25 protein-coding genes are annotated in these 25,049 nt (G+C 64.6%); 9 read left to right on the top strand and 16 right to left on the bottom strand.

The genetic code is table 11. The annotated features are described in order from the left end of the window. Positions 1–214 precede the first annotated feature (214 nt). The gene (locus tag ACZI8Q_RS07790; protein WP_463372939.1) at positions 215–694 is read left to right on the top strand and encodes an RDD family protein; all 480 of its coding nucleotides are present in this window, start codon (positions 215–217) and stop codon (positions 692–694) included. A gap of 113 nt (positions 695–807) precedes the next feature. Here the strand turns inward: ACZI8Q_RS07790 and ACZI8Q_RS07785 are convergent, their stop codons facing one another. The 5 genes from ACZI8Q_RS07785 to sucB form a co-directional block, all read right to left on the bottom strand. Next, the gene (locus tag ACZI8Q_RS07785) at positions 808–1,566 is read right to left on the bottom strand and encodes a DUF4191 domain-containing protein (RefSeq protein WP_463372938.1); all 759 of its coding nucleotides are present in this window, start codon (positions 1,564–1,566) and stop codon (positions 808–810) included. Between the two features lie 60 nt (positions 1,567–1,626). After that, complete coding sequence (gene lipA / locus ACZI8Q_RS07780) at positions 1,627–2,682, bottom strand: lipoyl synthase (RefSeq protein WP_463373160.1); 1,056 nt, start codon at positions 2,680–2,682, stop codon at positions 1,627–1,629. Positions 2,683–2,725: 43 nt separating this feature from the next. Beyond that, complete coding sequence (gene lipB / locus ACZI8Q_RS07775; RefSeq protein ID WP_463372937.1) at positions 2,726–3,499, bottom strand: lipoyl(octanoyl) transferase LipB; 774 nt, start codon at positions 3,497–3,499, stop codon at positions 2,726–2,728. 24 nt (positions 3,500–3,523) lie between these two features. Beyond that, positions 3,524–4,414 (bottom strand): TIGR01777 family oxidoreductase, encoded by an 891-nt coding sequence (locus tag ACZI8Q_RS07770; protein ID WP_463373159.1) that lies wholly within the window; start codon positions 4,412–4,414, stop codon positions 3,524–3,526. A 74-nt stretch (positions 4,415–4,488) separates the two neighbouring features. After that, positions 4,489–6,204 (bottom strand): 2-oxoglutarate dehydrogenase, E2 component, dihydrolipoamide succinyltransferase, encoded by a 1,716-nt coding sequence (gene sucB / locus ACZI8Q_RS07765; RefSeq protein ID WP_463372936.1) that lies wholly within the window; start codon positions 6,202–6,204, stop codon positions 4,489–4,491. A 338-nt stretch (positions 6,205–6,542) separates the two neighbouring features. Between sucB and ACZI8Q_RS07760 the strand changes: the two genes are divergently transcribed. After that, positions 6,543–6,881 carry an oxidoreductase gene (locus ACZI8Q_RS07760; protein WP_463372935.1) on the top strand — a complete coding sequence of 113 codons (339 nt, stop codon included), beginning with the start codon at positions 6,543–6,545 and terminating at the stop codon, positions 6,879–6,881. A 24-nt stretch (positions 6,882–6,905) separates the two neighbouring features. On the opposite strand, the gene ACZI8Q_RS07755 is transcribed toward ACZI8Q_RS07760, so the two are convergent. Next, entirely contained in the window at positions 6,906–8,423 is a 1,518-nt protein-coding gene (locus ACZI8Q_RS07755; protein ID WP_463372934.1) for a leucyl aminopeptidase, read from the bottom strand. A 132-nt stretch (positions 8,424–8,555) separates the two neighbouring features. On the opposite strand from ACZI8Q_RS07755, the gene gcvT reads away from it, so the two are divergent. Continuing rightward, positions 8,556–9,656 (top strand): glycine cleavage system aminomethyltransferase GcvT, encoded by a 1,101-nt coding sequence (gene gcvT, locus ACZI8Q_RS07750; RefSeq protein WP_463372933.1) that lies wholly within the window; start codon positions 8,556–8,558, stop codon positions 9,654–9,656. A gap of 32 nt (positions 9,657–9,688) precedes the next feature. Further along, positions 9,689–10,792 (top strand): branched-chain amino acid aminotransferase, encoded by a 1,104-nt coding sequence (locus ACZI8Q_RS07745; RefSeq protein WP_463372932.1) that lies wholly within the window; start codon positions 9,689–9,691, stop codon positions 10,790–10,792. A gap of 17 nt (positions 10,793–10,809) precedes the next feature. On the opposite strand, the gene ACZI8Q_RS07740 is transcribed toward ACZI8Q_RS07745, so the two are convergent. From ACZI8Q_RS07740 to ACZI8Q_RS07725, 4 genes are all read right to left on the bottom strand, one after another. After that, positions 10,810–11,568: an adenosylcobinamide-GDP ribazoletransferase gene (locus ACZI8Q_RS07740; protein ID WP_463372931.1), complete on the bottom strand. Its 759-nt coding sequence runs from the start codon at positions 11,566–11,568 to the stop codon at positions 10,810–10,812. A gap of 2 nt (positions 11,569–11,570) precedes the next feature. Further along, positions 11,571–12,632, bottom strand: a complete 1,062-nt coding sequence (gene cobT / locus ACZI8Q_RS07735) for a nicotinate-nucleotide--dimethylbenzimidazole phosphoribosyltransferase (RefSeq protein ID WP_463372930.1) — start codon at positions 12,630–12,632, stop codon at positions 11,571–11,573. Positions 12,633–12,663: 31 nt separating this feature from the next. Beyond that, entirely contained in the window at positions 12,664–13,233 is a 570-nt protein-coding gene (locus tag ACZI8Q_RS07730; protein WP_463373158.1) for a bifunctional adenosylcobinamide kinase/adenosylcobinamide-phosphate guanylyltransferase, read from the bottom strand. A 94-nt stretch (positions 13,234–13,327) separates the two neighbouring features. Then, complete coding sequence (locus ACZI8Q_RS07725; protein ID WP_463372929.1) at positions 13,328–13,984, bottom strand: DUF3043 domain-containing protein; 657 nt, start codon at positions 13,982–13,984, stop codon at positions 13,328–13,330. Positions 13,985–14,040: 56 nt separating this feature from the next. Between ACZI8Q_RS07725 and ACZI8Q_RS07720 the strand changes: the two genes are divergently transcribed. The 3 genes from ACZI8Q_RS07720 to ACZI8Q_RS07710 all read left to right on the top strand — a co-directional run bounded on the left by ACZI8Q_RS07720 (position 14,041) and on the right by ACZI8Q_RS07710 (position 16,733). Continuing rightward, positions 14,041–15,096: a glycerate kinase family protein gene (locus ACZI8Q_RS07720; protein ID WP_463372928.1), complete on the top strand. Its 1,056-nt coding sequence runs from the start codon at positions 14,041–14,043 to the stop codon at positions 15,094–15,096. 180 nt (positions 15,097–15,276) lie between these two features. Continuing rightward, positions 15,277–15,627, top strand: coding sequence for a HesB/IscA family protein (locus ACZI8Q_RS07715; RefSeq protein ID WP_463372927.1), 351 nt, complete (start codon positions 15,277–15,279; stop codon positions 15,625–15,627). A gap of 137 nt (positions 15,628–15,764) precedes the next feature. Then, positions 15,765–16,733 (top strand): carbohydrate kinase family protein, encoded by a 969-nt coding sequence (locus ACZI8Q_RS07710; protein ID WP_463372926.1) that lies wholly within the window; start codon positions 15,765–15,767, stop codon positions 16,731–16,733. Between the two features lie 60 nt (positions 16,734–16,793). Here the strand turns inward: ACZI8Q_RS07710 and asnB are convergent, their stop codons facing one another. Next, positions 16,794–18,719, bottom strand: coding sequence for an asparagine synthase (glutamine-hydrolyzing) (gene asnB, locus ACZI8Q_RS07705; RefSeq protein ID WP_463372925.1), 1,926 nt, complete (start codon positions 18,717–18,719; stop codon positions 16,794–16,796). A gap of 225 nt (positions 18,720–18,944) precedes the next feature. Between asnB and ctaC the strand changes: the two genes are divergently transcribed. Further along, positions 18,945–20,000, top strand: a complete 1,056-nt coding sequence (gene ctaC, locus ACZI8Q_RS07700; protein ID WP_463372924.1) for an aa3-type cytochrome oxidase subunit II — start codon at positions 18,945–18,947, stop codon at positions 19,998–20,000. Between the two features lie 53 nt (positions 20,001–20,053). Further along, positions 20,054–20,470 (top strand): cytochrome c oxidase subunit 4, encoded by a 417-nt coding sequence (locus ACZI8Q_RS07695; protein ID WP_463372923.1) that lies wholly within the window; start codon positions 20,054–20,056, stop codon positions 20,468–20,470. Positions 20,471–20,546: 76 nt separating this feature from the next. Here the strand turns inward: ACZI8Q_RS07695 and ACZI8Q_RS07690 are convergent, their stop codons facing one another. The 5 genes from ACZI8Q_RS07690 to qcrC all read right to left on the bottom strand — a co-directional run bounded on the left by ACZI8Q_RS07690 (position 20,547) and on the right by qcrC (position 25,042). Then, positions 20,547–20,672 carry a hypothetical protein gene (locus tag ACZI8Q_RS07690; RefSeq protein WP_463372922.1) on the bottom strand — a complete coding sequence of 42 codons (126 nt, stop codon included), beginning with the start codon at positions 20,670–20,672 and terminating at the stop codon, positions 20,547–20,549. Between the two features lie 68 nt (positions 20,673–20,740). After that, a complete protein-coding gene (locus ACZI8Q_RS07685; RefSeq protein WP_463372921.1) occupies positions 20,741–21,100 on the bottom strand; it encodes an HAD family hydrolase in 360 nt (119 codons plus the stop codon). A gap of 278 nt (positions 21,101–21,378) precedes the next feature. Then, positions 21,379–22,998: a cytochrome bc1 complex cytochrome b subunit gene (gene qcrB / locus ACZI8Q_RS07680; RefSeq protein ID WP_463373157.1), complete on the bottom strand. Its 1,620-nt coding sequence runs from the start codon at positions 22,996–22,998 to the stop codon at positions 21,379–21,381. Between the two features lie 53 nt (positions 22,999–23,051). Then, complete coding sequence (gene qcrA, locus ACZI8Q_RS07675; protein ID WP_463372920.1) at positions 23,052–24,194, bottom strand: cytochrome bc1 complex Rieske iron-sulfur subunit; 1,143 nt, start codon at positions 24,192–24,194, stop codon at positions 23,052–23,054. Continuing rightward, positions 24,191–25,042 (bottom strand): cytochrome bc1 complex diheme cytochrome c subunit, encoded by an 852-nt coding sequence (gene qcrC, locus ACZI8Q_RS07670; protein WP_463372919.1) that lies wholly within the window; start codon positions 25,040–25,042, stop codon positions 24,191–24,193. Before qcrC ends, qcrA begins: the two co-directional genes overlap by 4 nt. Positions 25,043–25,049: the final 7 nt, after the last annotated feature.

Here is a 25,049-nt window from a genome sequence, read left to right as displayed (position 1 = left end):
CTTAAGTCGCTTCAGCCAAGTGGGTATTGGCGAATTCGTCGTGCCAGACGCTATGGACCTGGTGTTGCCCTCTGGTCAACCTTTTGTTTCGCCCGTGTTACGCGTCGCAACATCCTGGCTGTTTCGCACGGTCATCGACCGCGCACACAGTCTAATTGCCGGTCGTGAGGTCCCGTGAGCCGGTTGGCGGACTCGCACGCCTATCCTTGGAGGCATGGCACGGATTACGGGTACTTGGCTCTCCGGGCCGTCTGCGGCACTTCCAGAAGGTGACGACGGGCGGACTCCTCAGGCGTTTCGTGGTGAGCGGCTCGGCTTGGTCTCGGACGGGCCCGGATCGTTGGCCGGCACGGGCCGGCGAGTGGGTGCTCTGATGATCGACTGGTTCACCTCTGCCGGTGTCGCGGCCCTCATCATCGGTGAGGGTGCGTTGCAGGGGGCGATCGGCACGATCACGCTCATGGTGTGGTTCGCGGTCGGCGTCGTGACCGTCAGTATCTTCTCGTTCACACCCGGCCAAATCTGCTTGGGGATGCAGGTTGCCCGCGTGGACGGACCCCACCGAGTCGGTATCCGTCGCGCTCTCGGTAGACAGGCGTTGCTCGTGTTCGTCGTGCCGGGCCTCATCACGGACGTCGACGGTCGCGGGATGCAGGATCGCGCCACCGGTACCGCGCTCGTTCGCACCCGCTGACCCACACCCGCTGAGCATGGGTCTCACTTCCCCGCCCCCGTCGAATGTCACACCGGTTCAGTTCACACGAACCGGTGTGACATTCGTTGGAGGGGAAGAGTGCGGCGCGGGCTTCAGCGGCGACGGATCGTGCGCTGAACGCCCTTCATCTTGGCCCCACCGGGCACCGGACCCTTAGGGAGTGCTGCGCCACCGCCACGGTTACTGAGGGCAGCGAGACGGCCCTCGATCGCGTCCATGCGCTTGGTGTCGATGTTCTTCGGCAGCCTGTTGAGGTGACGCTGCAGCTTCGACAACGGAATCTGCCCATCGTCGTTACCGACGACGAAGTCGTAGATCGGGGTGTCGCCGACCAGTCGGGCCGTCTTCTTCTTTTCTTGCGCAAGAAGTGACTTGACGCGCTGCGGTGAGCCTTCGGCAACCAGGATGATGCCCGGGCGGCCGATCACACGGTGCACTGCGTCGAGTTGTGTTGTGCCGGCAACCGCGCTGTTGACTCGCCAGGAACCTTGCATGTTGTCGAGCGCCCATGCGGCTGCACCGGCCTGCCCCTCGGCCTTGCTGTACACCGTTTTCTGCACGCGGCGACCGAAGATGATGAATGCACCGAGAATGCCGAGCAGGATGCCGACCGGAAGAAGGAACCACTCGATCCCCCAGATCAAGCCAACGAGGAAGAAGAGCAGGGCCAAGCCGACGAGGGTGCCGATCATCAGCGGCAGGAGCAGCTTGTCATCTTTGCGCTGCATCTGAAATGCCTGCCAGAGCTGTGTTCGACGCTCCTTGGATGCCTGCTTGCGCGCAGCCTTGGCGGCCGCCTTCGCTTCCTTGCTGGGTTTGCCCGCTTTACTGCTCTTGCTGCCGTTCGCCATGTCCCCAAGGATACGTCGCCGGCGATGCGCGCTTGCCACCGCTCCGGCGACGGAAACGAATCAGCGTGCGAGGCGTGCGAGAAGCGAACCGGCCTCCTGCGACGCGTCTCCGCCGCCCATCAGATGTTCCTGCCCCGCGGGTAGTTCGCGGCCGTGATGGGCCATCGCCTGCGCGTACAAGCGTCCCGCCCGGTACGACGAGCGAACCAGTGGCCCGGCCATGACGCCGGCGAACCCGATTTCCTCTGCGGCGTTCGAATGCTCGACGAACTCCTCTGGCTTCACCCAGCGCTCGACGGGGTGGTGGCGTGGCGACGGGCGCAGGTACTGCGTGATGGTGAGGATGTCGCAACCTGCCTCGTGCAGATCACGCATCGCTTCGTTGACCTCCTCGGGCGTCTCGCCCATGCCGAGGATCAGATTCGATTTGGTGACGAGACCGTACTCGCGAGCGGCGGTGATCACGTCGAGAGAGCGCTGGTAGCGAAAAGCCGGACGGATGCGCTTGAAGATCCTGGGCACCGTTTCGACGTTGTGCGCAAGCACCTCGGGTCGCGAAGCGAACACCTCGTCGAGCAGGTCGGGCTTGCCGTTGAAGTCGGGGATGAGATTCTCGACCCCCGTGCCGGGATTGAGTTCGTGGATCTTGCGCACCGTCTCGGCGTACAACCAGGCGCCGCCGTCCGGGAGGTCGTCACGAGCCACACCGGTGATGGTGGAGTAGCGCAGTCCCATGGACTGGACGCTCTCCGCCACTCGGCGGGGCTCGTCGCGGTCGAGTTCTGCAGGCTTGCCTGTATCGATTTGGCAGAAGTCGCAGCGCCGTGTGCACTGTTCGCCGCCGATCAAGAAGGTGGCCTCGCGGTCTTCCCAGCACTCGTAGATGTTGGGGCAGCCGGCCTCTTCACAGACGGTGTGCAGGCCCTCGCGCTTCACGAGCCCCTTGAGTTCGGTGTATTCGGGCCCCATCTTTGCGCGGGTCTTGATCCAGTTCGGCTTGCGTTCGATGGGGGTCTCCGCGTTTCGGATCTCGAGGCGGAGAAGTTTGCGCCCGTCCGGAGTGGCGGGGGTGGCACTGGCAGGGGAGTTGTCGGGTGTGACAGTCACGCGTCCGATCGTACGCCGCGCAGGTGGGCGTTCAGGGCCCGGGGAGAGGTCGTCAGTTGTACTGAACAGTAGTGAAAGTCGGCGTACCCGGAGTCTCCGGTGATGTGGGAACCGTGACCCGTTCGATGTCGTGCTCGGTGAGTTCGAGATCGCCGTCCAGTGCGGCCACGACCGCCGACGTCACGGCCCCGGTCACCTCGTCGACGGTCACATCACGACCGAGTTCGGCCGACAGGGACGTCACGCCGGCGTCGGTGATTCCGCACGGAACGATGGTGTCGAAGGCGTCGATGTCGGAATTGCAGTTGAGTGCGAACCCGTGCAGGGCGACGCCTCGCTGCACGCGGACTCCGATTGCGGCGATCTTGCGTTCCGGGAGCCACTGTCCGTCCCGCGGCTCCGCGGGAAGCCACACACCGGAACGTCCGTCGACACGACCGCACGTGAGGCCGAGATCCTCGCAGACGACGATCAGGGCCTGTTCCAGGCGGCGGACGTAGCGCACCACATCGATGGGCTCGGCGAGCTTGACGATCGGGTAGCCGACGAGCTGGCCCGGACCGTGCCAGGTGATCTTTCCACCGCGGTCCACATCGACCACCGGCGTTCCGTCCGTGGGGCGATCTTCGGGGGCAGTCCGGCGCCCAGCTGTGTAGACCTCCGGGTGTTCGAGTAGCAGGAGTGTGTCCACACCGGCACCGTCGGCGCGTGCGGCCGCAACCTCACGCTGCTGGTCCCACGCCTCGAGATAATCCACGAGACCGAGGCGTTGGATGCTCATCGGTACGGCGGACGATCGAGCCGATCGTGTGGGGGTGGCAGCCATGCCGTCGAGATTACGCCGTGGGAATCATATCTCGATGACCGCGTGCAGGGCCTCGCCGATCGTCTTGCGGCGGAACTCGAAACCCGCGCCCTCGAGCACGGTGGGAATGGCACGTTGCCCGGCCAGCAGTCCGACGCGCGCGAACTCGCCGAACACAGCGGACAATGCAAAACCCGGAACCACCCAGGGTGCGGGCCGGTGCAGCGCCCGAGAAAGCGCACTCGTGAATTCTGCGTTGGTGACGGGTGCCGGTCCGGTCAGATTGACCGGACCGTCGATTTCGGTGTGTGCGAGTAGAAACTTGATGGCATCGACTTCGTCCTCGAGGGCGATCCAAGGAAAGTATTGCCGTCCGTCACCGAGCCGTCCGCCCAATCCGATCGAGTACAGGGCGCGCAATCGACCGAGCGCGCCGTGACGGCGTGACAACACGAGACCACTGCGCAACAACACTGTTCGAGTGCCGGCCGCAGACGCGGCCTTCGTTGCGCCCTCCCAGTCGCTGCAGGTGTTGGCCAGAAAGTCGTCACCGTTCGGCGAGCTTTCGTCGACGACTCGTGGCCCGCAGTCGCCGTAATAGCCGACTGCGGATGCATTGGCGAGCACGGGAACCCCGGCAGCCGCGACGGTCTCGGAGAGCAGGTCGGTGGCCAGAATTCGGCTGTCGCGAATCAATTGTTTGTAGGCGCCGGACCACCGGTCGTCACCGATGCCCACACCACACAAGTTCACGACTGCGTCGGCGCCCTCGAACGTGGCAACGGAGAGTTCTCCGCGTTCGGGATTCCACCGTGCCTCGTCGGGGCCGGCCGTGGGGCGTCTGACCAAGCGGACGACATCGTGGCCGTCCGAGCGCAGCGAGGAGACGAGCGCAGTCCCGATGAGACCCGACGACCCCGCCACTACGACTCTCATCATCAACCTCCTGAGCGCGGTAGGGGCGCCATCCCGGTCTGGGATGACGCCCCGGCCAGAACCAATCCTATTGGCTACAGGCCCAGATCCGCTTCGAACGACGCTTCCTCGAGACGCTGTTTCACCGTGGTGAGGAAGCGTCCGGCGTCGGCGCCGTCCACGAGTCGGTGGTCGTAGGTCAGTGGGAGGAAGCACATCGATCGGACGCCGATCGATTCACTGCCGACTTCGTCCGTGACGACCACCGGACGCTTCACGATCGCACCCGTGCCGAGCATGGCGGCCTGCGGCGGAACCAGGATCGGGGTGTCGAACAGGGCGCCCTGGCTCCCGATGTTGGTGATGGTGAAGGTGCCGCCCGACAGTTCGTCCGGCTTGAGGCCACCCGACCGCGCGCGCTTCGCGATGTCCGCGATTGCGCGAGCGAGCCCGGCGAGCGAGAGATCTCCGGCATTGTGGATGACCGGCGACAACAGGCCCTGTTCGGTGTCGACCGCGATGCCCAGGTGCTCGGCATCGTAGTAGGTGATCTGCTTGGCATCTTCGTCATAGCTGGCGTTGATGTTCGGATGCGACTTCAACGCCTCGACGACGGCCTTTGCGAAGAACGGCAGGAAGGTGAGCTTCACGCCCTCACGCTCGAGGAAGGTTTCCTTCGCCTGATCGCGCAACGCCGCGATCTTGGTGACGTCCACTTCGAACGTCTGCGTGAGTTGCGCCGTCGTCTGTAGCGACTCGCGGGTTTTCGCCGCGGTGATCTGGCGAATGCGGTTGGCCTTCTGCGTGGTTCCGCGCAGGTGGGCCAGCTCGGGGCGAACACCGGCGCTGGCCGACGATGGAGCCGTGGACGAAGGAGCAGTCGCGGAAGCGGGGGCTGCCGGAGCCTTCTTGGCCTCGGCTGCAGCGAGGACGTCCTGCTTGCGGATGCGACCACCGACTCCGGTGCCGGTGACGGACGACAGGTCGACGTCGTTCTCGGCGGCGAGCTTGCGAACCAGAGGAGTGACGTACGGAGTGCTGTCGCTCGACGGCTTCGCCTGAGCAGGTGAAGCCTGCGGTGCAGGCTTGGGCGCCGCCTCCTGCTTGGGTGCAGGCGCAGGTGCAGGTTTCGGTGTTGGTGCCGGCTCTGGTTCGGGCTCGGGTGCCGGAGCCGAACTCTGCGCGGGTGAGCCGGACCCGACGACAGCCAGCTGTCCGCCCACCTCGACGGTGTCGTCTTCCTGCGCGCTGATCTCGAGGAGCACGCCGGCAACGGGAGACGGGATTTCCGTGTCGACCTTGTCGGTGGACACTTCGAGGAGTGCCTCGTCGACGGCAACCTCGTCGCCGATGGCCTTGAGCCACCGAGTGACAGTGCCCTCGGTGACCGACTCGCCGAGTTCGGGCATCGTCACCGGCGTGCCTTCCGCAGACCCGGATGCTTGCCCGCCGCCACTCGACTGCGTCGACGTACTTTCGGCTGCGGCGGCCGGTGCGGACTGCTCCGCGGGAGCGGGTTCCTCGGCCGGAGCGGCTTCGGGAGTCGACTCCGCGGCAGGGTCGGGTGATTCACCGGCGTCACCGATCTGGGCAAGTTCGCCACCGATGTCCACGGTGTCGTCTTCCTGCGCGACGATCTTGGTCAGGACACCTGCGGCCGGAGACGGGATCTCGGTGTCCACCTTGTCGGTGGAGACTTCGAGCAAGGGTTCGTCGACTTCGACCGTGTCTCCTTCCTGCTTGAGCCACCGCGTGACAGTTCCCTCGGTGACGCTCTCACCAAGAGCTGGCATCTGGACGGAGAAGGCCATGTCGTTTGACTCCTCGACAGTTGTGTTCGGGTTTCATTGAGTTGTGTCGACTTGTGGTCGTGAACCTGTGCTCGTGAACCATTGTGCTCGAGTTACACACGCAGGGTGGGTTACTGACGGGTAGTGCAGTGAACCGTCACCCAGTCACAGTGTCGGCGCGCTCTCATCCTTCCACTGTTGCCTCGATCGGGTCCGACGAGGGTGACCGTGTCGCAAATTGGATCGATCTCACATTCACGCTACCGGCCGGTAGCATCACGACCGCCGTAACATCTGCCGACATGCTGGCAAACTTGAATGACCGGCATGTTTCGCAATCGATCGTCAGGAGGCGCGGCGTGGGACTGTTCGACCGGATCTCGCGGAAGGTGCGCGCGTCTGCACAGACCGCGACGGGTGACGCCGCATATCTGGCGCAGTGGACGCATACCCACGTCGGTGTCGAGGCGTATGTGGAACCCGAGACCACCGTGACCCGGGTGACGGTGGTGCTGGTCGCGGCGGACGGTGAATGGACGCGTCGTCACGTAGGCGGGGAGCAGGGGGCCCGCAAGCTTGGCAAGGACTTGCACATTCCGGTCTACGACGTCCGGAAAACGGGCTACCCCCAGCGGATGCGGGACTTCGATGCGCGGCGCCGCATAGAACGAAAGCGGCAGCGCGAGAGCGAACTCTGACGACGAAGTCCCGCCCGCAGAGGGTCAGCCGTTGACGGCGATGTCCTCGATGACGCTGATCATGGTGCGTACCGGCACGCCGGTGCCACCCTTACCTGTGTATCCCCACGGTCCGGCCGTGTTGTATGCGGGGCCGGCGACGTCGATATGAGCCCACTGCACACTGTCGGAGACGAACTCCTTCAGATAGATGCCCGCCACGAGCATTCCGCCCCAGCGCTGATTGGTGACGTTCGCAAGGTCTGCGACCTTCGAGTCGAGGTCTGCCCGCAGTTCGCCGGGGAAGGGCATCGCCCAGCCGTTCTCGCCGACGTGCTGTGACACCTGGGCGACGCGATCACGGAACTGGTCGGTGCCCATGACACCCGGGGTGCGGGTACCGAGCGCCACCATCTGCGCGCCGGTGAGGGTTGCCGTGTCGATCAGGTAGTCGGGGTCGTCCTCGCACGCGCGCACGATCGCGTCCGCAAGGATGAGTCGTCCCTCCGCGTCGGTATTGATGACCTCGACGGTGGTGCCGCCGTATTGGGTCAGGACGTCGCCGGGACGCTGCGCCGTGGACGACGGCATGTTCTCCGCCATCGGCACGGTCGCGGTGACATCGACCGGAACCCCGAGCTCTGCTGCGAGGACCACAGTGGCGATCACGGCTGCGGCACCGCCCATGTCGGAGGTCATGTTCTCCATGCTCGCTGCCGGCTTGATGGAGATACCGCCGGTGTCGAAGGTGATGCCTTTGCCGACGAGGGCGACCTTCGGTGCACCCTTCTTCTTCGACGAGTAGGACAGCCGAACGAGGCGAGGGGGCCGAGACGAGCCCTTGCCGACTCCCAGAATCCCGCCGTATCCGTTCTTCTCGAGCGCCTTTTCGTCGAGGACCTCGACCTTCATGTCCGCGGCCGCGCCGAGAGCACGTGCCCGATCGGCGAATTCGGCAGGGAAGAGGTGGCTCGGTGGTGTGTTGACGAACTCGCGTGCCGTCGCGACAGCCTTGGCGATCGCGGTGGAACGCTCCAGAGCCCCCTTGGCGCTGTTGTCCTTCGGTGCGGTCACGAGGAGTTCGACTGCGCCGAGCGGGCCCGCATCCGGACCGGGTGCGGATTTGGCGGACCGGTACTCGTGAAACGCGTAAGCACCGAGCGCGAAGCCCTCCGCCGCGGCAGCAAGGTCGAGGATCGACAGCGTCGTGGCGGCGGTGCCGCCGCCCTTGATGCTGCGGGCTGCCGCGCCCGCTGACTTGCGGATCTGTTCGGCGTCGAGCGCGTCAGCCGCGCCCAATCCGACGGCGAGGACACTGTCCACCGGCAACGATTCGGGGGCGGGGACTCTCGTGATCTCCTCGGCGCCCCCGGTAGCGCCGACGCGAACGAGGTCGTCGAGAAGCCCTGACAGAATCTTGTCGTCGACGACTCCTTCGGCCAGTGCTAGTTCGGGGCCGTCAGCGGACTTGGTCAGGCCGATCACCAACACGTCCGCACGCTTCCCGACGCTGCCCGCCAACGCGAGTGTGGGTCCGAGTGGTCGGGGTGTGTAAGTGCTCACTGTGTCTCCTGAATCGTTGTCGGATACGGGGCCTGCGTCGGGTGTACCCGACGCACCGATGCTAGTCCCGCCCCCACGGTCCGTCGCGGAACCGGATGCAGCGCCGGCGTGAGGTCCGATAGGTTGGCACGCATGACCGACGACCAGTTGTTGCAAGGGCCGCTGCACTCCTCTCACGTCGACCTGGGTGCGACGTTCGCACCTTTCGGAGGGTGGGAGATGCCGGTGTCGTACGCCGGCGTGGTCGCCGAGCACACTGCCGTTCGAGAGACGGTCGGGGTGTTCGACGTCAGTCATCTCGGCAAGGCGCTCGTGTCCGGTCCCGGTGCGGCCGAGTTCGTCAATGGGGCTCTCACCAACGACCTGAAGAAGATCGGTCCGGGTAAGGCTCAGTACACGCTGTGCTGCACCCCTTCGGGCGGAGTGATCGACGACCTGATCGCCTACTACGTGGGTCCTGAGGAGGTCTTCCTCGTGCCGAACGCCGCGAATACCGCCGACGTCGTGGCGGCATTGCAAGCGCAGGCGCCGGAGGGAGTCTCGGTGGTCGATCGGCACCGAGAGTTCGGCGTTCTCGCCGTCCAGGGCCCGAAGTCCGTGGAGGTTCTCACCGCGCTCGGGATACCGACCGACATCGAATACATGGGCTTTGCGGACGCCACCTGGAACGGTCTTCCGGTGCGCGTCTGCCGCAGCGGCTACACCGGCGAGGTGGGGTACGAGCTCCTTCCGCGTTGGGACGACAGCAAGGCCCTGTTCGAGGCGCTGGTCGACGGCGTTCGTGCCGAAGGCGGTCAGGTCGCGGGGCTCGGTGCCCGCGACACCTTGCGGACCGAGATGGGGTACCCGCTCCACGGACACGAACTTTCGCTCGAGATCTCTCCGCTCGAAGCGCGCTGCGGGTGGGCCGTCGGCTGGAAGAAGCCGAAGTTCTGGGGCCGGGAGACCCTCGTGGACGAGAAGGCGGCCGGGCCGACGCGGAAACTGTGGGGAATCAAGGCTCTCGACCGCGGCGTGCTGCGCGCCGGACAATCGGTTCTGCGCGACGGTGCGACCATCGGCGAGAGTACGTCGGGAACCTTCTCGCCTACGTTGAAGGTCGGAATCGCTCTCGCACTGATCGACGCGTCTGCGGAAATCGCCGCCGGTGATCAGGTCGAGGTCGACGTGCGTGGACGTGCGCTGCGATGCGAAGTGGTCTCGCCGCCGTTCGTTGACGTCAACACGAAGTAGGGGCGTCGGAATCGTTCGATAGGATCACCCGCATGACAGGTGCCTCCGAATTCGTCCGTGTCCAGCATCCCTCGCCCGCTTCGGCGCAGGCGCGGAAGGAAATTCTGGACGCCCCGGGTTTCGGTCGGTACTTCACGGACCACATGGTGTCCATCGACTATTCGGCGGGTAAGGGCTGGCATGATGCTCGTGTCGAGCCGTATGGTCAGCTGTCGCTAGATCCTGCGGCGATGGTGTTGCACTACGGGCAGGCGATCTTCGAAGGACTCAAGGCCTACCGGCAGGCAGACGGTGCGATCTCGTCGTTCCGTATCGAGTCGAATGCAGAGCGGTTCGCGACGTCCGCCCGGCGGCTGGCGATGCCCGAACTCCCGAGCGAAACGTTCGTGCAGTCCATCCTCGAGTTGCTCGAGGTCGATCACGAGTGGGTGCCTGCTGCCGGTGGCGAAGACGCCCTGTATCTGCGCCCGTTCATGTTCTCGACCGAGGCGGGTCTGGGTGTGCGCCCGGCAAACGAGTATCGGTTCCAGCTGATCGCGTCGCCCGCCGGCGCGTACTTTCCTCGCGGTGTTCACCCGGTCAGCGTGTGGCTCTCGACCGAATACGTGCGCGCCGCGCCGGGCGGAACGGGCGCGGCCAAGTTTGCCGGCAACTACGCGGCCTCACTTCTTGCGCAGGCCCAGGCAGCGGAACAGGGATGCGATCAGGTGGTGTGGCTCGACGCCGTCGAGCGTTCGTACGTCGAGGAGATGGGTGGCATGAACCTGTTCTTCGTGTTCGGATCCGGCTCGGACGCGCGTCTGGTCACCCCGGCGCTCTCCGGCTCGCTGCTTCCGGGTATCACTCGTGATTCGCTACTGAGTCTCGCCACCGATTCCGGTTTCGCCGTCGAGGAACGCAAGATCAGCACCGAAGAACTACGCACCAAGAGTGCATCCGGAGAGATCACCGAGGTGTTCGCGTGTGGAACGGCAGCGGTCATCACCCCGGTCGGGCGCGTCAAGTCGGAGTCGGGTGAGTTCACCATCGCCGACGGCGAGCCCGGCGAGGTGACCATGGCTTTGCGCGACACACTCACCGGCATCCAGCGTGGCACGTTCGCAGATATTCACGGCTGGATGACCAAGCTGCGCTGATGTAGCTGACTCCGGCGTCAACTGGTGGTGGCCATTGTCACGAGCAGGGCGGTGACGGTCAGCTCGAGGGTGGCGCCCAAGACGTCCCCGTTCAATCCGCCGAAGCGTCGCACGCAGTGGCGAACGAGTGGAATGGCAAGCGCCAGGACCCCGGCCGTGACCAGTGGTCCGCACCAGATCGGAGTCGCGGCTCCAGCTGACACGAGTAGAGCGGCCGCACACCACAGCCCGATGCTCCAGCGATTCTGTGTCCCCGCAACCAAGGCGCCGAATCCGTGATCGGTGGCCGCCGGTACGCCGCGGCGGCAGGCAATCACGACTGCGACACGTCCGACGAAGATCGCAACCGCGACGGCGATCCAGCGATCGTCCGCGGCCAGGATGCCCAGGCTCAATGCCTGCAGTCCCAGACACACGACGAGCGCGACGACACCGAACGGGCCGGCGCCGCCGCTGTGCATGACTTCGCGCGCTCGCTCGGGGGAGCCGTAGCATCCGAGTCCGTCGAAGGTGTCGGACAGTCCGTCGATGTGCATTCCGCGGGTGACGAGCGCGTGCGCCGCCACCGCGAGTAGGCCTGCGATCGTGGGGGGAAGACCGGTGTTGGTGAGTAGCCACAGCAACGCGGCGGCGCCTACGCCGAGCACGGCACCGGTGACCGGAGCCGCCGCTATGGCACGTGCTGCGGCGTTCTTGTCCACCGTGCCGGGTCCACGCACCGGAAGCACGGTGAGCCACGAGAACGCCAGCTGCACACCGGACACAGGGACGGTCATCGTCAATCCGCGTCGGTTTCGGTGGCGACGCCTGCCTCCGTGAAGGTGGCCATGTTCGCGAGCGTGCCGATGGCCGCCTGCAGAATCGGGAGCGCAGTGACTGCGCCGGAGCCCTCGCCGAGCCGCATATCGAACTCGAGGAGCGGATCCAGTTGCAGATGTTTGAGCGCGATCGTGTGTGCCGGTTCGGTGGAGCGGTGTCCGGCGAGCCACCACTCGCGGGCGCCGTGCGCGAGTTCTTCGGCGACCATGGCAGCGGCGGTGACCACGACCCCATCGAGAATGACCGGTGTGCGCCGCGCGGACGCCTGAGCCAAGAACCCGGACATTGCTGCGATATCGGCTCCGGACACGGTGGCGAGCAGTGCGACGGTGTCGCGGGCGTGGGGGCGTGCGCGTCGCATGGCGTCGCGAATGGCGGCGGTCTTGCGGATCCAGCCGGCGTCGTCGATGCCGGTGCCACGACCGACCGCCGCAACCGGTTCGGTGTCGGTGATTGCTGCGATCAGGACAGTGGCGGGCGTGGTGTTACCGATGCCCATGTCGCCCGCGATGAGAAGGTCCGCGCCGGAATCGATCTCGTCGTCGGCGATGGCGCGGCCCGCAGCGATGGCCTGCAATGTCTCCTCGTGCGTCAACGCGTCCTCTACATCGATGGCCCCCGAGGAACGCCGAACCTTGAATGTGGAGACTTCGGGTGCGGTGTCGGCGTCCACGGCGAGGTCGACGACCCGAACGCCGGCACCGGCCGTCGCGGAGAGGGTGTTCACGGCGGCACCACCGGATGCGATGTTCGCCACCATCTGGGCGGTGACCTCTGCTGGGTACGCCGACACACCGCTTTGTGCGACACCGTGATCACCTGCGAAAATCACGACGCGTGGTCGGGTGAGGGGGTGCGGCGGGCACTGCCCTTGGCAGGCGGAAGCCCAGCAGGCCAGGGTCTCGAGTCGTCCCAACGAGTCGGCGGGTTTCGTCAAGATCGACTGACGTGCGCGAGCTTGATCGAGTATCTCACGATCGGGTGGGGAGACGGGTTCGAAACTCGCGGCGTTCGCGCTCAACTTCGGCCTTCCGTTGGATATGACGAGTCCTTCAAGACAAGTCCTTCAAAATAAGGGGCAAGCCTGCCACGATCAGCACGACCCGATCACACTCGTGTGCCAGACGTGCGTTGAGAGCGCCGATCTCGTCACGGAACAGTCTTCCCGATCGTGACTCGGGCACGACGGCCAACCCCACTTCCGGCGTCACCAGAACGAGGTCGTGTGGGTAGGTGCGAACCCGGTCGACGAGTGCGTCGAGGTCGGCGGCGACGGTGCCCCTCGGGCGGTCCCAGGCATCGGCCTGGTCGATCACGTCGGTCAGCCAGGTGCCGAGATCGTCGACGAGAGTCGCGGACCAATCTGTGCGCGTCAGTTCCTCGACGAGCCCGCCGCGATGTGCTGTCTCGACAAGAGTCCAATGGACGGGCCGCCGTCGCCGATGGCCGTCGATGCGGTCTTGCCAGTCGGCGTCGCCCGGGCGGCGTCGTGCAGTGGCGAGGTATCGCACACCCACGGCATCCGGTAGCGCAGCGAAGAGTGATTCGGCGTGAGCCGATTTTCCCGACCGTGCACCCCCCAGCACGAGAGTCCGCACACCGGGGGTGCGGTCGTCGCGCAGGTGCTCGGCAGAGTCGCGAGAATGCGCGGAATTTGCCACAAGGTCAGACGCTATCAATGCGCACAGTCGTCCGGTCGTCACCGATGCATGTCGGTCAGATGGCGTCGCCGGGGCGCACGCGCGGCTTGGGCGCGCGCAACTTCCGGATCTGTGACGCGCGTACGAATGCGTACCAGCCGAGTTTGAATCCGCCGTCCGGCGTGTCCGGGAAGCGGGTGCGAACGCGGCTGTTGACGAGACGGCCGAGGTAAACGCCTTCAACGGCCATGAACACCATCATCACCAGCATGGCCAGCGTGATGATCGCCTGCAGTTCCGGGGTGACGAACATGGTCATGATCAGCACCAGGGCCAACGGCATGAAGAGCCCGACGAGGTTGCGGCGCGCATCGATGATGTCGCGTACGTACGCGCGCACCGGGCCCTTGTCGCGGGGGAGTAAGTACTTGTCGTCACCGGCGAGCATGCGGGCGCGACGTTCCTGGGCGTTCGCGCGACGCTCCGCCGCGGCGACCTTCCGTTCCTCTTTGCTGCCTTTGGTCGCCTTCTTGCGGGCGCGCGCCTCTTTTGCGGTCATCGGTGCCGGCGCGACCGGGCCGCGGCGCTTGCCTTCGGCGTCTCGGCGTTTCGGAGTCGGCCGACCCTTCCCGACACGTGCGGGTGTCGAGGGCTCCTCGGTCGCAGTGGTCTCGGTGACCTCGACGTCTGGTTTGTTCGGCTTGTCCGAATCGCCTCGGCGTAGCAGTTTCACCGTTCCAGGTTATGGGATGACCCGGCGCCGGGGGAAACTGGCCGTACACTTTCGCGATGCGCGTACTGATCGCCCCCGACTCGTACGGAGGCACGCTGACTGCGGCGGTTGCAGCCTCCGTGATCGCGGAGGGATGGCACGCCGCACGACCGACTGACGAATTGGTGAAGGCGCCGTGCTCGGATGGAGGTCCCGGATTCGTCGACGTGCTGTCGCAGGCGATCGGTTCCGTTCGTGAAGTCGACGTGGACGGCCCCGTCGATTCCCGTGTGCGTGCGAAATGGCTCCTCGATGACGGTGAAAGCGGACTCGTGGCATACATCGAGTCTGCGCAGGCCTGCGGGCTGCACCTTCTGGGTGAGAAGCCGTCGCCAGGAACCGCGCTGGCAGCACACAGCAGGGGAGTGGGTCAGCTGGTCGGGGCCGCGGTGGACGCAGGTGCGACCCAGATCGTCGTGGGTCTGGGTGGTAGCGCGTGCACCGACGGCGGTCGCGGATTCGTTGCGGCACTCGGTGGCCTCGATGCTGCACGCGACACGTTGTCGGGGGTGCGTGTCGTAGCCGCGACAGACGTCGAGAATCCGCTGGTCGGCACCGACGGAGCGGCCTACGTTTTCGGACCGCAGAAGGGTGCGGACGGTGCCACCGTGGCACTGCTCGAGGACGAGAACATCGAATGGGCGCGCCAACTCGCACGGGTGGCCGGCAGGCAAATCGATTCCCTCCCGGGAGCTGGGGCAGCAGGCGGTCTCGGGGCTGTCCTGCTTGCTCTCGGTGCAGCGCGCGTCTCCGGTGCGGACGTGGTGGCCGAACGGACCTCGCAGGACGAGGCGATCCGCGCAGCGGACTTGGTGATCACCGGCGAAGGACGACTGGACCGGCAATCTCTGCACGGCAAGGTGGTGGTCGCGCTGGCCCGTCGCGCGCGGTCGTTTACGATACCTGTGGTCGTACTGGCCGGTCAGGTGGACCTCGACACGGTGGTCCTTGCGGCAGCGGGAATCGGCGACGCACGTTCGCTCGCCGGAATCGCCGGGTCCATCGGCGCTGCCATGGCCGACGCTCCGCGGCACCTGAAGTCCCTCGCGGAACTGACCGCGAGGGACTATTGAATGAGCGCGTCGGTTTGCGAGGCGTGACACGAGCGATCCGTCCGATACGATGGGAGGGACCGCTTGGTGGTGTCCTGGCAGGGCTGTCGGGATTGATCACGGGCAGATGACCCGGGAATAAGATCGGCGCGAAGTACCGTTGAAGCGTTCACGCGTTGGTACGAACTAGAGGGAGAGCCCATGACTGTGCAGAACGAGACCGACGTCCACGGCGTGAAGATGACCGAGGCCGCGGCCTCGAAGGCGAAGGCGCTTCTCGACCAGGAAGGCCGAGACGATCTCGCATTGCGTATCGCTGTGCAGCCCGGTGGTTGCGCAGGTCTGCGCTACCAGCTCTTTTTCGACGACCGCAACCTGGACGGCGACCTGGTTGTCGACTTCGGTGGGGTCAGCCTCGCGGTCGACCGTATGAGTGCCCCGTATGTCGAGGGCGCATCCATCGACTTCGTGGACACCATCGAGAAGCAAGGCTTCACGATCGACAACCCCCAGGCCACGGGTTCGTGCGCCTGTGGCGACTCGTTCAACTGAGTCGAAACAGCCACCGAGACGCGAGGCCGAACAGCGGCCTCGCGTTTCGTCTTCTCCGGAGCATCGTATGAGGATGACCGCCTGTCCGCCGGGTACGGTGAGGGGTCTCTGTCCGTCTCGCTGAAAGGCATCCGCCCGTGACCATTGCGGTATCCGGCTCCATCGCCACCGACCATTTGATGCAGTTCTCCGGCCGCTTCTCCGAACAGTTGGTCGCCGATCAACTCAGCCACATCTCGCTGAGCTTCCTGGTGGACGACCTCGTGGTGCGTCGTGGCGGGGTCGGCGGCAACATCGCGTACGCCATGGGCGTGCTCGGTGGTGCTCCGGTTCTGGTCGGCGCGGTCGGCGCCGATTTCGCCGAGTACCGCCAGTGGCTCGAGTCGAACGGTGTCGATTGTGGCGGTGTTCGTACGTCGACCAGTGCACACACGGCTCGTTTCGTGTGCACCACCGACGAGGACATGGCGCAGATCGCCTCCTTCTACCCAGGGGCGATGGGCGAAGCTCGTGAGATCTCGTTGGCGGACGTGTCGAAGGACACCCCGGATCTCGTTCTCATCGGCGCCAATGATCCCGAAGCGATGATCCTCCACACGGAGGAATGCCGCCGGAACAACATTCCGTTCGCCGCCGACCCGTCCCAGCAGTTGGCCCGGTTGAGTGGCGACGACGCTGCCAAACTGATCGGCGGCGCCGAGTACCTCTTCACCAACGAGTACGAGTGGGGGCTGCTCCAGCAGAAGACCGGCCAAACCGAGGAACAGATTCGCGCACAGGTGAAGGTGCGTGTCACCACCCTCGGCGCCAATGGAGTCGAGATCGTGGACGCAGACGGCAACGTCACCCGAGTCGGCGTCGTTCCCGAGAACGGAAAGGTCGACCCCACCGGAGTCGGCGACGGTTTCCGGGCAGGATTCCTGCTCGCACATCGCGCAGGCCTCGGGTTCGAGCGGGCTGCTCAGCTCGGTTCGCTGGTTGCTGTTCTCGTGCTCGAGACAGTCGGAACTCAGGAGTGGACGTTCGACAAGGACGAGGCTCTGAAGCGGCTCAGCGACGCATACGGCGCCGCAGCGGCCGACGAGATTGCGACGATTCTTCCGTAAGGGCTTCGCTCTCTGTGCGTGGTCGACGAGTCTCTGGACTCGCAGACCACGCACAGAGGTTCAGAGGGATACCGGGTAGGCCGGCTCGGAGATCTCCGGCACGATGCGCTTTTCGACGAAGATTCCGTGCCACACCATGAACGTGAGGATCGTCCACAGGCGCCGGCTGTGATCGGACACGCCATCGCGGTGGTCGTTCAGCATCTTCGTCACCACGGCCTTGTCGAATAGGTGGTCCGTGTTCGAATCCGCGATTTGCTGGTGCGCCCAGTCGAACAACTCGGTACCGGCGAGCCAATGACGCAGCGGCACCGGGAACCCGAGCTTCGCGCGGTGCAGCACGTGGGGCGGAACGATGCCTTCCAAAGCCTGACGGAGCGCGTATTTGGTGGTGCTCTTGGTGATCTTCTGCTCGAGCGGCACCTGGGATGCCACGGCGAACACTTCGGGGTCGAGGAAAGGAACACGCAATTCGAGCGAGTTCGCCATCGTCATCTTGTCGGCCTTGACCAGAATGTCGCCACGCAACCACGTGAACAGGTCGAGGTGCTGCATGCGCGCAACCGGATCCCAGCCCTGAGAGCGCGCATAGATCGGTGCGGTGACGTCCTGGTGCGTCCACTCGGGCCGGAAATCCCGCAGAACCGAGCGCAACTGCGCATCGCTGAAACTGCGCGCATTGCCGTAGTAGCGCTCCTCGAGCGGCATCGAACCCCGGTGCAGAAGACTCTTGCCGCGGGTGCCCTCCGGGATTCGTTCGGAGAGTCGACCCGCCGCCTTTCGGAGACCACCGGGAAGGCGCTCGAACGGCTTCAACGACAACGGTTCGCGGTAGATGGTGTAGCCGCCGAACAGTTCGTCCGCACCTTCACCCGACAGCACTACCTTCACGTGCTTGCGGGCTTCCTTCGCCACAAACCAGAGCGGAACCAATGCAGGGTCTGCAACGGGGTCGTCGAGATACCAGACGATCTCCGGGATCGCCGCCGCGAACTCGGCGGGGCTGACCACCTTGACGACGTGTCGAGCGCCGATGGCCTCGGCAGACTCGGCTGCCACATCGACCTCCGAGTAGCCCTCGCGCTCGAAGCCGGTCGTGAACGTGATCAGGTTCGGGTTGTGACGCATCGCCAGCGCAGCGATGGCCGTCGAGTCGATGCCACCGGACAGAAACGAGCCGACGGTGACGTCTGCCCGCATGTGCTTGGCAACGGAATCTTCGAGGGCTTCGGCGATCTTCCCGTATCGGGCGTTCTCGGTACCCGGCGAGAACGGACGAACCGGAAAGGTGGGGTCGAAGTAGCGGGTGATCGTCGGCTGTTCGCCGGGACGAACCCGCGCGTAGCTGCCCGACTCCAACCGGCGAATCTGCTTGTGCAGGCTCTCGGGCTCCGGCACGTACTGCAACACCGTGTAGTGCTCGATCGCCCGTGGGTCGAGTTCGCGGCCGATGCCGATCAGGTCGGACAGCTCGAGCAGGCTCTTCTTCTCGCTGCCGAACGCGGTTCCGCCTGCGCCGGTCGCGAGGAACAGAGGCTTGATACCGAACGGATCCCGTGCGATGAACAGTTCACGGTTCTGGGTATCCCAGATCGCGAAGGCGAACATCCCGCGCAATCGGCGAACCGCGTCCTCACCCCAGAAGTGATAGGCGGCGACGATGGCCTCGCTGTCACCTTCCGTCTCGAAGCGCGCTCCGAACTGTTCGGTCAACTCGGCGCGGATTTCCAGATAGTTGTAGATCTCACCGTTGAAGGTCAGCGCGTACCGCTCCGGCGATTCCTCGGGGCCCCAGCGCAGAGGCTGGTGTGAATGTTCGATGTCGATGATCGACAACCGGTTGAACCCGAAGACGATGTGGTCGTCGTGCCACGTCCCATGCTCGTCCGGTCCGCGATGGCGCAGGCAATGCATTGCCTGATCGACTTGCGAAACGGCATTTTCGCTGGTCTCGCCGGAGGTCAGTAGCCCGAGCAGTCCGCACACAGCGTCCGGTACCTCGATTCAGAATTGGAATAGCGCTCCACCGAGTGGAGATGACAGGAACTCTCCGGGAAAGTATGCCGCAGATATTCTCGAGGGCCTGCCAGGGCATGCGACGACACGAGTGCGACCCTGAGAGTGGACGGCGCCCGGCTTTGGTCTACGCTGCGTAGTAATTGGGCCTTCCTTTCGGGTGTGCCCTGATGGAATCTGTGCGATCAGGAAGGCGTGAACGTGGCGCAAGGTCGGATCCTTCGGCGGGCGACGTTGGCAGTAACTGTGGGCATCACTGCCTTGCTGCTGTCGGGTTGCTCCATCGACAACGAGGTGCTTCGTTTCGGGTGGCCGTCAGGCATCACCCCGGAGGCGACGCGCATGCGCGAGCTCTGGACATGGTCGGTCATCGCGGCGCTTGCAATGGGCGTGCTGGTGTGGGGCCTGATCTTCTGGACGGTGCTCTTCCACCGCAAGAAGAAGAACTCGCCCGAGTTCCCGCGTCAGACGGCATACAACGTGCCGTTGGAATTGGCGTACACCGCCGTTCCATTCCTGATCATCGCGGTGCTGTTCTACTTCACCGTGGTCGTACAGAACGACGTGCTGAAGAAGGACGACAACCCGAACGTCGTGGTCGATGTTACGGCCTTCCAGTGGAACTGGAAGTTCGGATACCAGACCATCGATCTTCGCGAGGGTGAACCCGAGTACGACGGTGTCGACGAGGAAGCCCAGGCTGCCGTGGAGTCGAACGCCGCACCGGAAGGCGAGCACTCGCTGCCCGGCGCCGTTCACGGCAAGGACCCCCAGGACCTGTCGTACCTGAACTACAACAAGATCGAGACCGTCGGCACCAGCCAGGAGATCCCGGTTCTCGTTCTGCCGACCGGCAAGAGCATCCAGTTCGAACTGGCCTCGTCGGACGTCATCCACGCCTTCTGGGTTCCCGAATTCCTGTTCAAGCGGGATGTCAATCCGAACCCGAAGGCAAACCACTCCGACAACGTCTTCCAGATCAGCGAGATCGAGGAAGAAGGTGCATTCGTCGGACGGTGTGCGGAGATGTGCGGCACCTACCACGCGATGATGAACTTCGAGGTTCGCGCCGTGAGCCCCGAGAAGTTCGCCCAGTACATCGAACTCCGCAAGCCGGCGGAGGACGGCGGCCAGGGCATGAGCAATGCGCAGGCGCTGGCGGAGATCGAGGAATCTCCGATTGCCACGTCCACCACGCCGTTCAACACCGACCGTGAGTACCGTCAGGCAACCGTTGCCGAGGGCAACTGAGCCCGCTGGTTATCACGGACGCCGATTATCACTGACCAAGGACAAGTGCTGATATGAAGATCGAAGCAAAGCTCTTCGAGATCCTGACGGTATTCTTCATTCTCGTCGCGATCGTGTACGGCGTGTTCACCGCGCTGTCACGGACCGGCATCGAATGGGCCGGCCTCACCGCCATCTGCTTATCTGCGGGCCTGACGCTGATCATCGGCACCTACTTCCGCTTCGTTGCGCGCCGACTCGACACGCGTCCCGAGGACTACGAAGATGCAGAGGTCGCCGACGGTGCGGGCGACCTGGGCTTCTTCAGCCCCGGAAGCTACTGGCCGATCCTGCTGGCTGCGGCCGCGGCTCTGTCGGCCGTCGGTCTGGCATTCTTCGAGCCGTGGCTGATTGCGGCGGCCGCCGTGGCCGTGATCGCCGCTGCAGCGGGTCTGGTCTTCGAATACCACGTAGGACCCGAGAAGCACTGAGTTCACGCGTTACACACGCACTCAGAGGCGCCGAATCCCACCCAGGGTTCGGCGCCTCCGTCGTATCCGGCGAAATTCACCGTCGAAGGATGTCGCTGATCAGTTCGGGCAAGTTGGCCATGTCGTGAAAGACGCTCCCGCCTGCCGCTGCGAGGCGGTCTTCGAGCGTGGCGTGACCGGCATAGGCGAGTACCGTGTGCACGAACAGGTCAGGAGCCGGTTTGCCATTCGCGACCTCGGTGGTACTGAAGAGTCGCCCGTCGAATCGTTTCAGCAGGCCAGTGTGTGCCCGAGAGTGAATCGAATCTTTTCGGGGGAGCTACTGGAGGCGACGCATGCCGGGACGTCGATCCGGTCAAGGGCGGCCTCGATTCCGGGCACCGGGCGCAGTTCCCGTGCGAAGCACTTGGCGGCGTAGTCGGGCCAGAAGTATTCGGGCAGTGGCCGACCGAGCCGCTCTTCCCCTGCGGAAGTGGCGTCCGCGATCGAGCTGCCCATGTAGTCGCGCATGGCGGAAGCCGTACTCGTCGGCAACCCGAGTCGCGTCAGCATATCTGCAAACACCCGGTTCGACAGGCGCTCACTGTCCACGAGCACACCATCGCAGTCGAAGATCACCCCACCAGCCATGGCCGGAGTTCAGTGTCGACCCTGTTGGTTCTCACCTGTGGCATGCGCTCATCGAGTAGGGAGCGGCAACGTGCAGCGTGATCGGTGCGGCCCGCCGTCCGTGTCGGCCCGAATGCAGCAGGGGAGTGGCCAGGCACCGGTGGTGGTGTTGGGTGTCCGGACAGCTATGAGGCCGTCAGGGGCTTTCATGGGACTGCTGTAACAGCCGTCTGATGCAACGAGCGAGGGCCTCGAACCACATTGGTTCGAGGCCCTCGCTGTTGTGCTTCTCGGGCGAGCTAGTCAGATCGCCCGTCGGTGTCGTCTCCGTTGTCGACGTCGCCGTTTCCGTGGATACGGTCCTGGTACTCGGTCAGCATCTTCAACTGCTCGTGCTCGCCCGCGTGCTCGGCGGCTTCGAGTGCGGCACTTTCCTCGGCCGGGTCGGCCTTGACGAGACTGCCGGAGCCGGGTTTGCCGGCGGAACCGAGCTTGTTCATCTTCTTCGGAACAGCAGCCCCCTGGTAGGCGAGTGGGATCGGGTGCCCGTGGTCGTCGACCTCACCGAGCGGCTGGTGAATCTCGATGTACTGACCGTTCGGCATCCGCTTGATGACACCAGTTTCGATGCCGTGCTCGAGAACCTCCCGGTCACTGCGCTGCAAACCGATGCAGAAGCGGTAGGCCACGAAGTACGCGATCGGAGGCAGAATCACCATTCCGATGCGGCCGATCCACGTCATCGCATTGAGCGAGATCGCGAACTTGTACGCAATGATGTCGTTGATGCACGACACCGTGAGGACCACGTAGAACGTGATGGCCATCGCGCCGATTGCGGTACGCACCGGAACGTCACGCGGACGCTGCAACAGGTTGTGATGCGCATCATCCTTGGTCAGACGCTTCTCGATCCACGGGTAGGCGATCAGGACCGTGAACACGAGACCCATGATCAACGCCACCGCGAACACGGCAGGAATGGTGTACCGGTCGAACAGATAGATCTCCCACGCGGGCCACAGGCGGGCCAGGCCGTCCGTCCACATCATGTAGATGTCGGGCTGGGAGCCGGCAGAGACCTGAGACGGGTTGTACGGTCCGATGTTCCACACCGGGTTGATCTGGAGTACACCGCCCATGATCGCGAGGATGCCGAAGGTGACGGCGAAGAACGCACCGGACTTGACGGCGAACACCGGGAGAATGCGGACGCCGACGACGTTGTTCTCGGTGCGGCCGGGGCCGGGGAACTGCGTGTGCTTCTGATACCAGACGAGCGCGAGGTGGCCTGCGATGAGGGCGAGGATGATGCCCGGCAGGAGCAGCACGTGTGCGACGTACAGACGCGGAATGATCAGCTCGCCGGGGAAGTCGCCGTCGAAGATCAGCCAGTGCAACCAGGTACCGACGATCGGGATGCTCATCGTGATGCCGGAGAATGCGGCGCGCAGGCCCGTGCCCGACAGAAGGTCGTCGGGGATGGTGTAACCGAAGAATCCCTCGAACATCGCCAGGATCAGCAGCAGGCAGCCGATGACCCAGTTCGCTTCACGCGGGCGACGGAAAGCGCCCGTGAAGAAGATGCGAAGCAGGTGCACGATGATCGACGCCGCGAACATCAACGCTGCCCAGTGGTGGATCTGCCTGACGAACAGTCCGCCGCGAACTTCGAACGAAATGTTCAGCGTGGTCTCGTAGGCGCGGGACATGGTGACGCCGCGCAACGGCTCGTACGCACCGTCGTACACGACGTGCGCAATCGACGGGTCGAAGAACAGCGTCAGGTAGACGCCGGAGATGAGCAGAATGACGAAGCTGTAGAGCGCGATCTCACCGAGCAGGAACGACCAGTGCGTCGGGAAGACCTTGTTGATCTGACGGCGCATACCTGCCGCGAGGTGGTAGCGCGAGTCCATAGCTTCGGCCTGGCCGGCGGCAATGGTCGCTGCTTTTGACTGCGTTGTTGTACTCACGGTCGACGCTCCCAAAATGCCGGGCCGAGTGCTTCGATGTAGTCGCCTCTGGCGACCAGGAAGCCCTCTTCATTCACTGTAATGGGCAACTGCGGAAGTGCACGAGCCGCAGGGCCGAATATCGGCTTGCAGTAGGTCAGCGCATCGAACTGCGACTGATGGCACGGGCAGAGGATCCGGTTGGTCTGCTGCTCGTACAGTGACGTCGGGCAGCCGAGGTGGGTGCAGATCTTCGAGTAGGCGAAGTAGTCGCCGTAGTTGAAGCTCTCCTGACCCTTCCGCTTGACGACCTTGGCGGTGTCCTCGGTGCGCAGACGAATGAGCATGGTGGCATTGCGGATGCCGCGAAGCGACTCGAGCAGTGCGTGATCGTTACCGCGATCAGCTTCGCGGAAGGGGAACACCGTCTCCATGGATCCGGCGTCGAGGTCCTCCGGACGAACGAGCACGACATCGTGCGGTCGGCCCGTGTCGCGGCGAAGGTAGATCGTCTCGCCGGGGTAGCGAGGGGTCCAGCCGGACACCCACAGCGGCGAGTCGTCGCCCTTGGCCCACGGGTTCTTGATCAATCCGCCGAGCGGCATCAGCAAGCCGATGCCGAGCGCGCCGCCACCGAAGATGAGGCTGCGCTTGATGACCTTGCGGCGACCGAGAGTCGACGTTTCCAATGAGTCACCGAGCTCGGCGACGATCGTCTTGCGGTCGGTTTCGGAAGAGCCGCCGTCGTGGCGATCCTGGATCGAGACCTCTTCGGGGATGAACTTCTTGGTGAAGAGCACCGCACCGACACCGACGCCGAGAATTGCGAGACCCAACGTCAGACCGATGAGTGGCGTGTACAGGCTGTAGGCGTCGTAGGTGTCTTCGCCCTGACCGGCGTACTCCCATGGCCAGAAGAGGTAGATCGCAATGAATGCGAGTCCGGACACACCGGCGAGGCCGAACCAGAAGGCGACCGCACGCTCGGCACGCTTCTCGGCCTTGGTGCCTTCGACGGCCCAGCGATCGCGCCGGTAGGCGACGTCCACACCGTCGAGATTGGTACCCAGCTCGACCAGTTCGTCACGGCTGAGCTGTTGTAGCTCTTCGTCCGTGTACTTCTTAGGCGTAGCGCCGCCCGAGTGGCCAGCGTCGCTCATGACCTTGCTCCGATCCACAATGCTGCACCGACGACAGCGGTGATTCCGACGACCCACATCACGATTCCCTCAGATGCCGGCCCGAAGCCGCCCAGTCCGAGGCCACCGGGCTGTTTGCTCTCCGAAGCCGTCTTGATGTAGGCGATGATGTCCTTCTTTTCCTCGATGGTCAGCTGACGGTCGGAGAACTTGGGCATGTTCTGCGGTCCCGTGACCATCGCGGTGTAAATCTGCTGCTCGCTTGCCGGATCGAGGATCGGCGCGAACTTTCCGGACGAGAGTGCGCCGCCGCGACCGGTGAAGTTGTGGCAGGACGCACAGTTTAGACGGAACAGCTCGCTGCCTCGTCCGATGTCGCCTCCACGAAGGGAGGACTGCGCGATCTCGCCGTTCTCGTCCCGGATGACGGTCGGGCCGCCGCCGTTGGCCTGCACGTAGGCACCGATGGCGTCCGTCTGCGACGGGGTGAACTTCGGTGGCTTGCGCTCGGCCTGCGCCTCGTTGCGCGCTGCCGGCATACGTCCCGACGAAACCTGGAAGTAGACGGCTGCTTCGCCGACCCCGATCAGGCTCGGTCCGCGATCCTGAACACCCTGAAGGTTCGCGCCGTGGCACGTGATGCAGGACGTGTCGTACAGCTGCTTTCCTTCACGGATCAGGGCTGCCTGATCCTGGTTCGCGGTGGCGACCTGTGGTTCCGGCGTGAATGCCGCCGCAAGGAAACCGGCGCTGACCAGTCCCATCATCAGGACCAAGGCGCCGGTGACGCGCCTGCGCAGCTTCCGCTGCCGACGAGCCTTACGTGCGGACGTCGTGGAATCGGATGTGGGAGGGGGGGATGAACTCATCTGTATC

This window comes from Rhodococcus quanlei (genome assembly GCF_055231015.1).
The sequence above is the reverse complement of the archived record's forward strand: the minus strand, read 5'-3'. Positions and strand labels throughout refer to the sequence as shown.

Coding starts and splice junctions, on each gene's coding strand:
- ACZI8Q_RS07790 (WP_463372939.1), top strand. CDS start 215: ATGGCACGGATTACGGGTACTTGGCTCTCCGGGCCGTCTGCGGCACTT.
- ACZI8Q_RS07785 (WP_463372938.1), bottom strand. CDS start 1,566: ATGGCGAACGGCAGCAAGAGCAGTAAAGCGGGCAAACCCAGCAAGGAA.
- lipB (WP_463372937.1), bottom strand. CDS start 3,499: ATGGCTGCCACCCCCACACGATCGGCTCGATCGTCCGCCGTACCGATG.
- ACZI8Q_RS07770 (WP_463373159.1), bottom strand. CDS start 4,414: ATGAGAGTCGTAGTGGCGGGGTCGTCGGGTCTCATCGGGACTGCGCTC.
- sucB (WP_463372936.1), bottom strand. CDS start 6,204: ATGGCCTTCTCCGTCCAGATGCCAGCTCTTGGTGAGAGCGTCACCGAG.
- gcvT (WP_463372933.1), top strand. CDS start 8,556: ATGACCGACGACCAGTTGTTGCAAGGGCCGCTGCACTCCTCTCACGTC.
- ACZI8Q_RS07745 (WP_463372932.1), top strand. CDS start 9,689: ATGACAGGTGCCTCCGAATTCGTCCGTGTCCAGCATCCCTCGCCCGCT.
- ACZI8Q_RS07740 (WP_463372931.1), bottom strand. CDS start 11,568: ATGACCGTCCCTGTGTCCGGTGTGCAGCTGGCGTTCTCGTGGCTCACC.
- ACZI8Q_RS07720 (WP_463372928.1), top strand. CDS start 14,041: ATGCGCGTACTGATCGCCCCCGACTCGTACGGAGGCACGCTGACTGCG.
- ACZI8Q_RS07715 (WP_463372927.1), top strand. CDS start 15,277: ATGACTGTGCAGAACGAGACCGACGTCCACGGCGTGAAGATGACCGAG.
- ACZI8Q_RS07695 (WP_463372923.1), top strand. CDS start 20,054: ATGAAGATCGAAGCAAAGCTCTTCGAGATCCTGACGGTATTCTTCATT.
- ACZI8Q_RS07685 (WP_463372921.1), bottom strand. CDS start 21,100: ATGGCTGGTGGGGTGATCTTCGACTGCGATGGTGTGCTCGTGGACAGT.
- qcrB (WP_463373157.1), bottom strand. CDS start 22,998: ATGGACTCGCGCTACCACCTCGCGGCAGGTATGCGCCGTCAGATCAAC.
- qcrA (WP_463372920.1), bottom strand. CDS start 24,194: ATGAGCGACGCTGGCCACTCGGGCGGCGCTACGCCTAAGAAGTACACG.
- qcrC (WP_463372919.1), bottom strand. CDS start 25,042: ATGAGTTCATCCCCCCCTCCCACATCCGATTCCACGACGTCCGCACGT.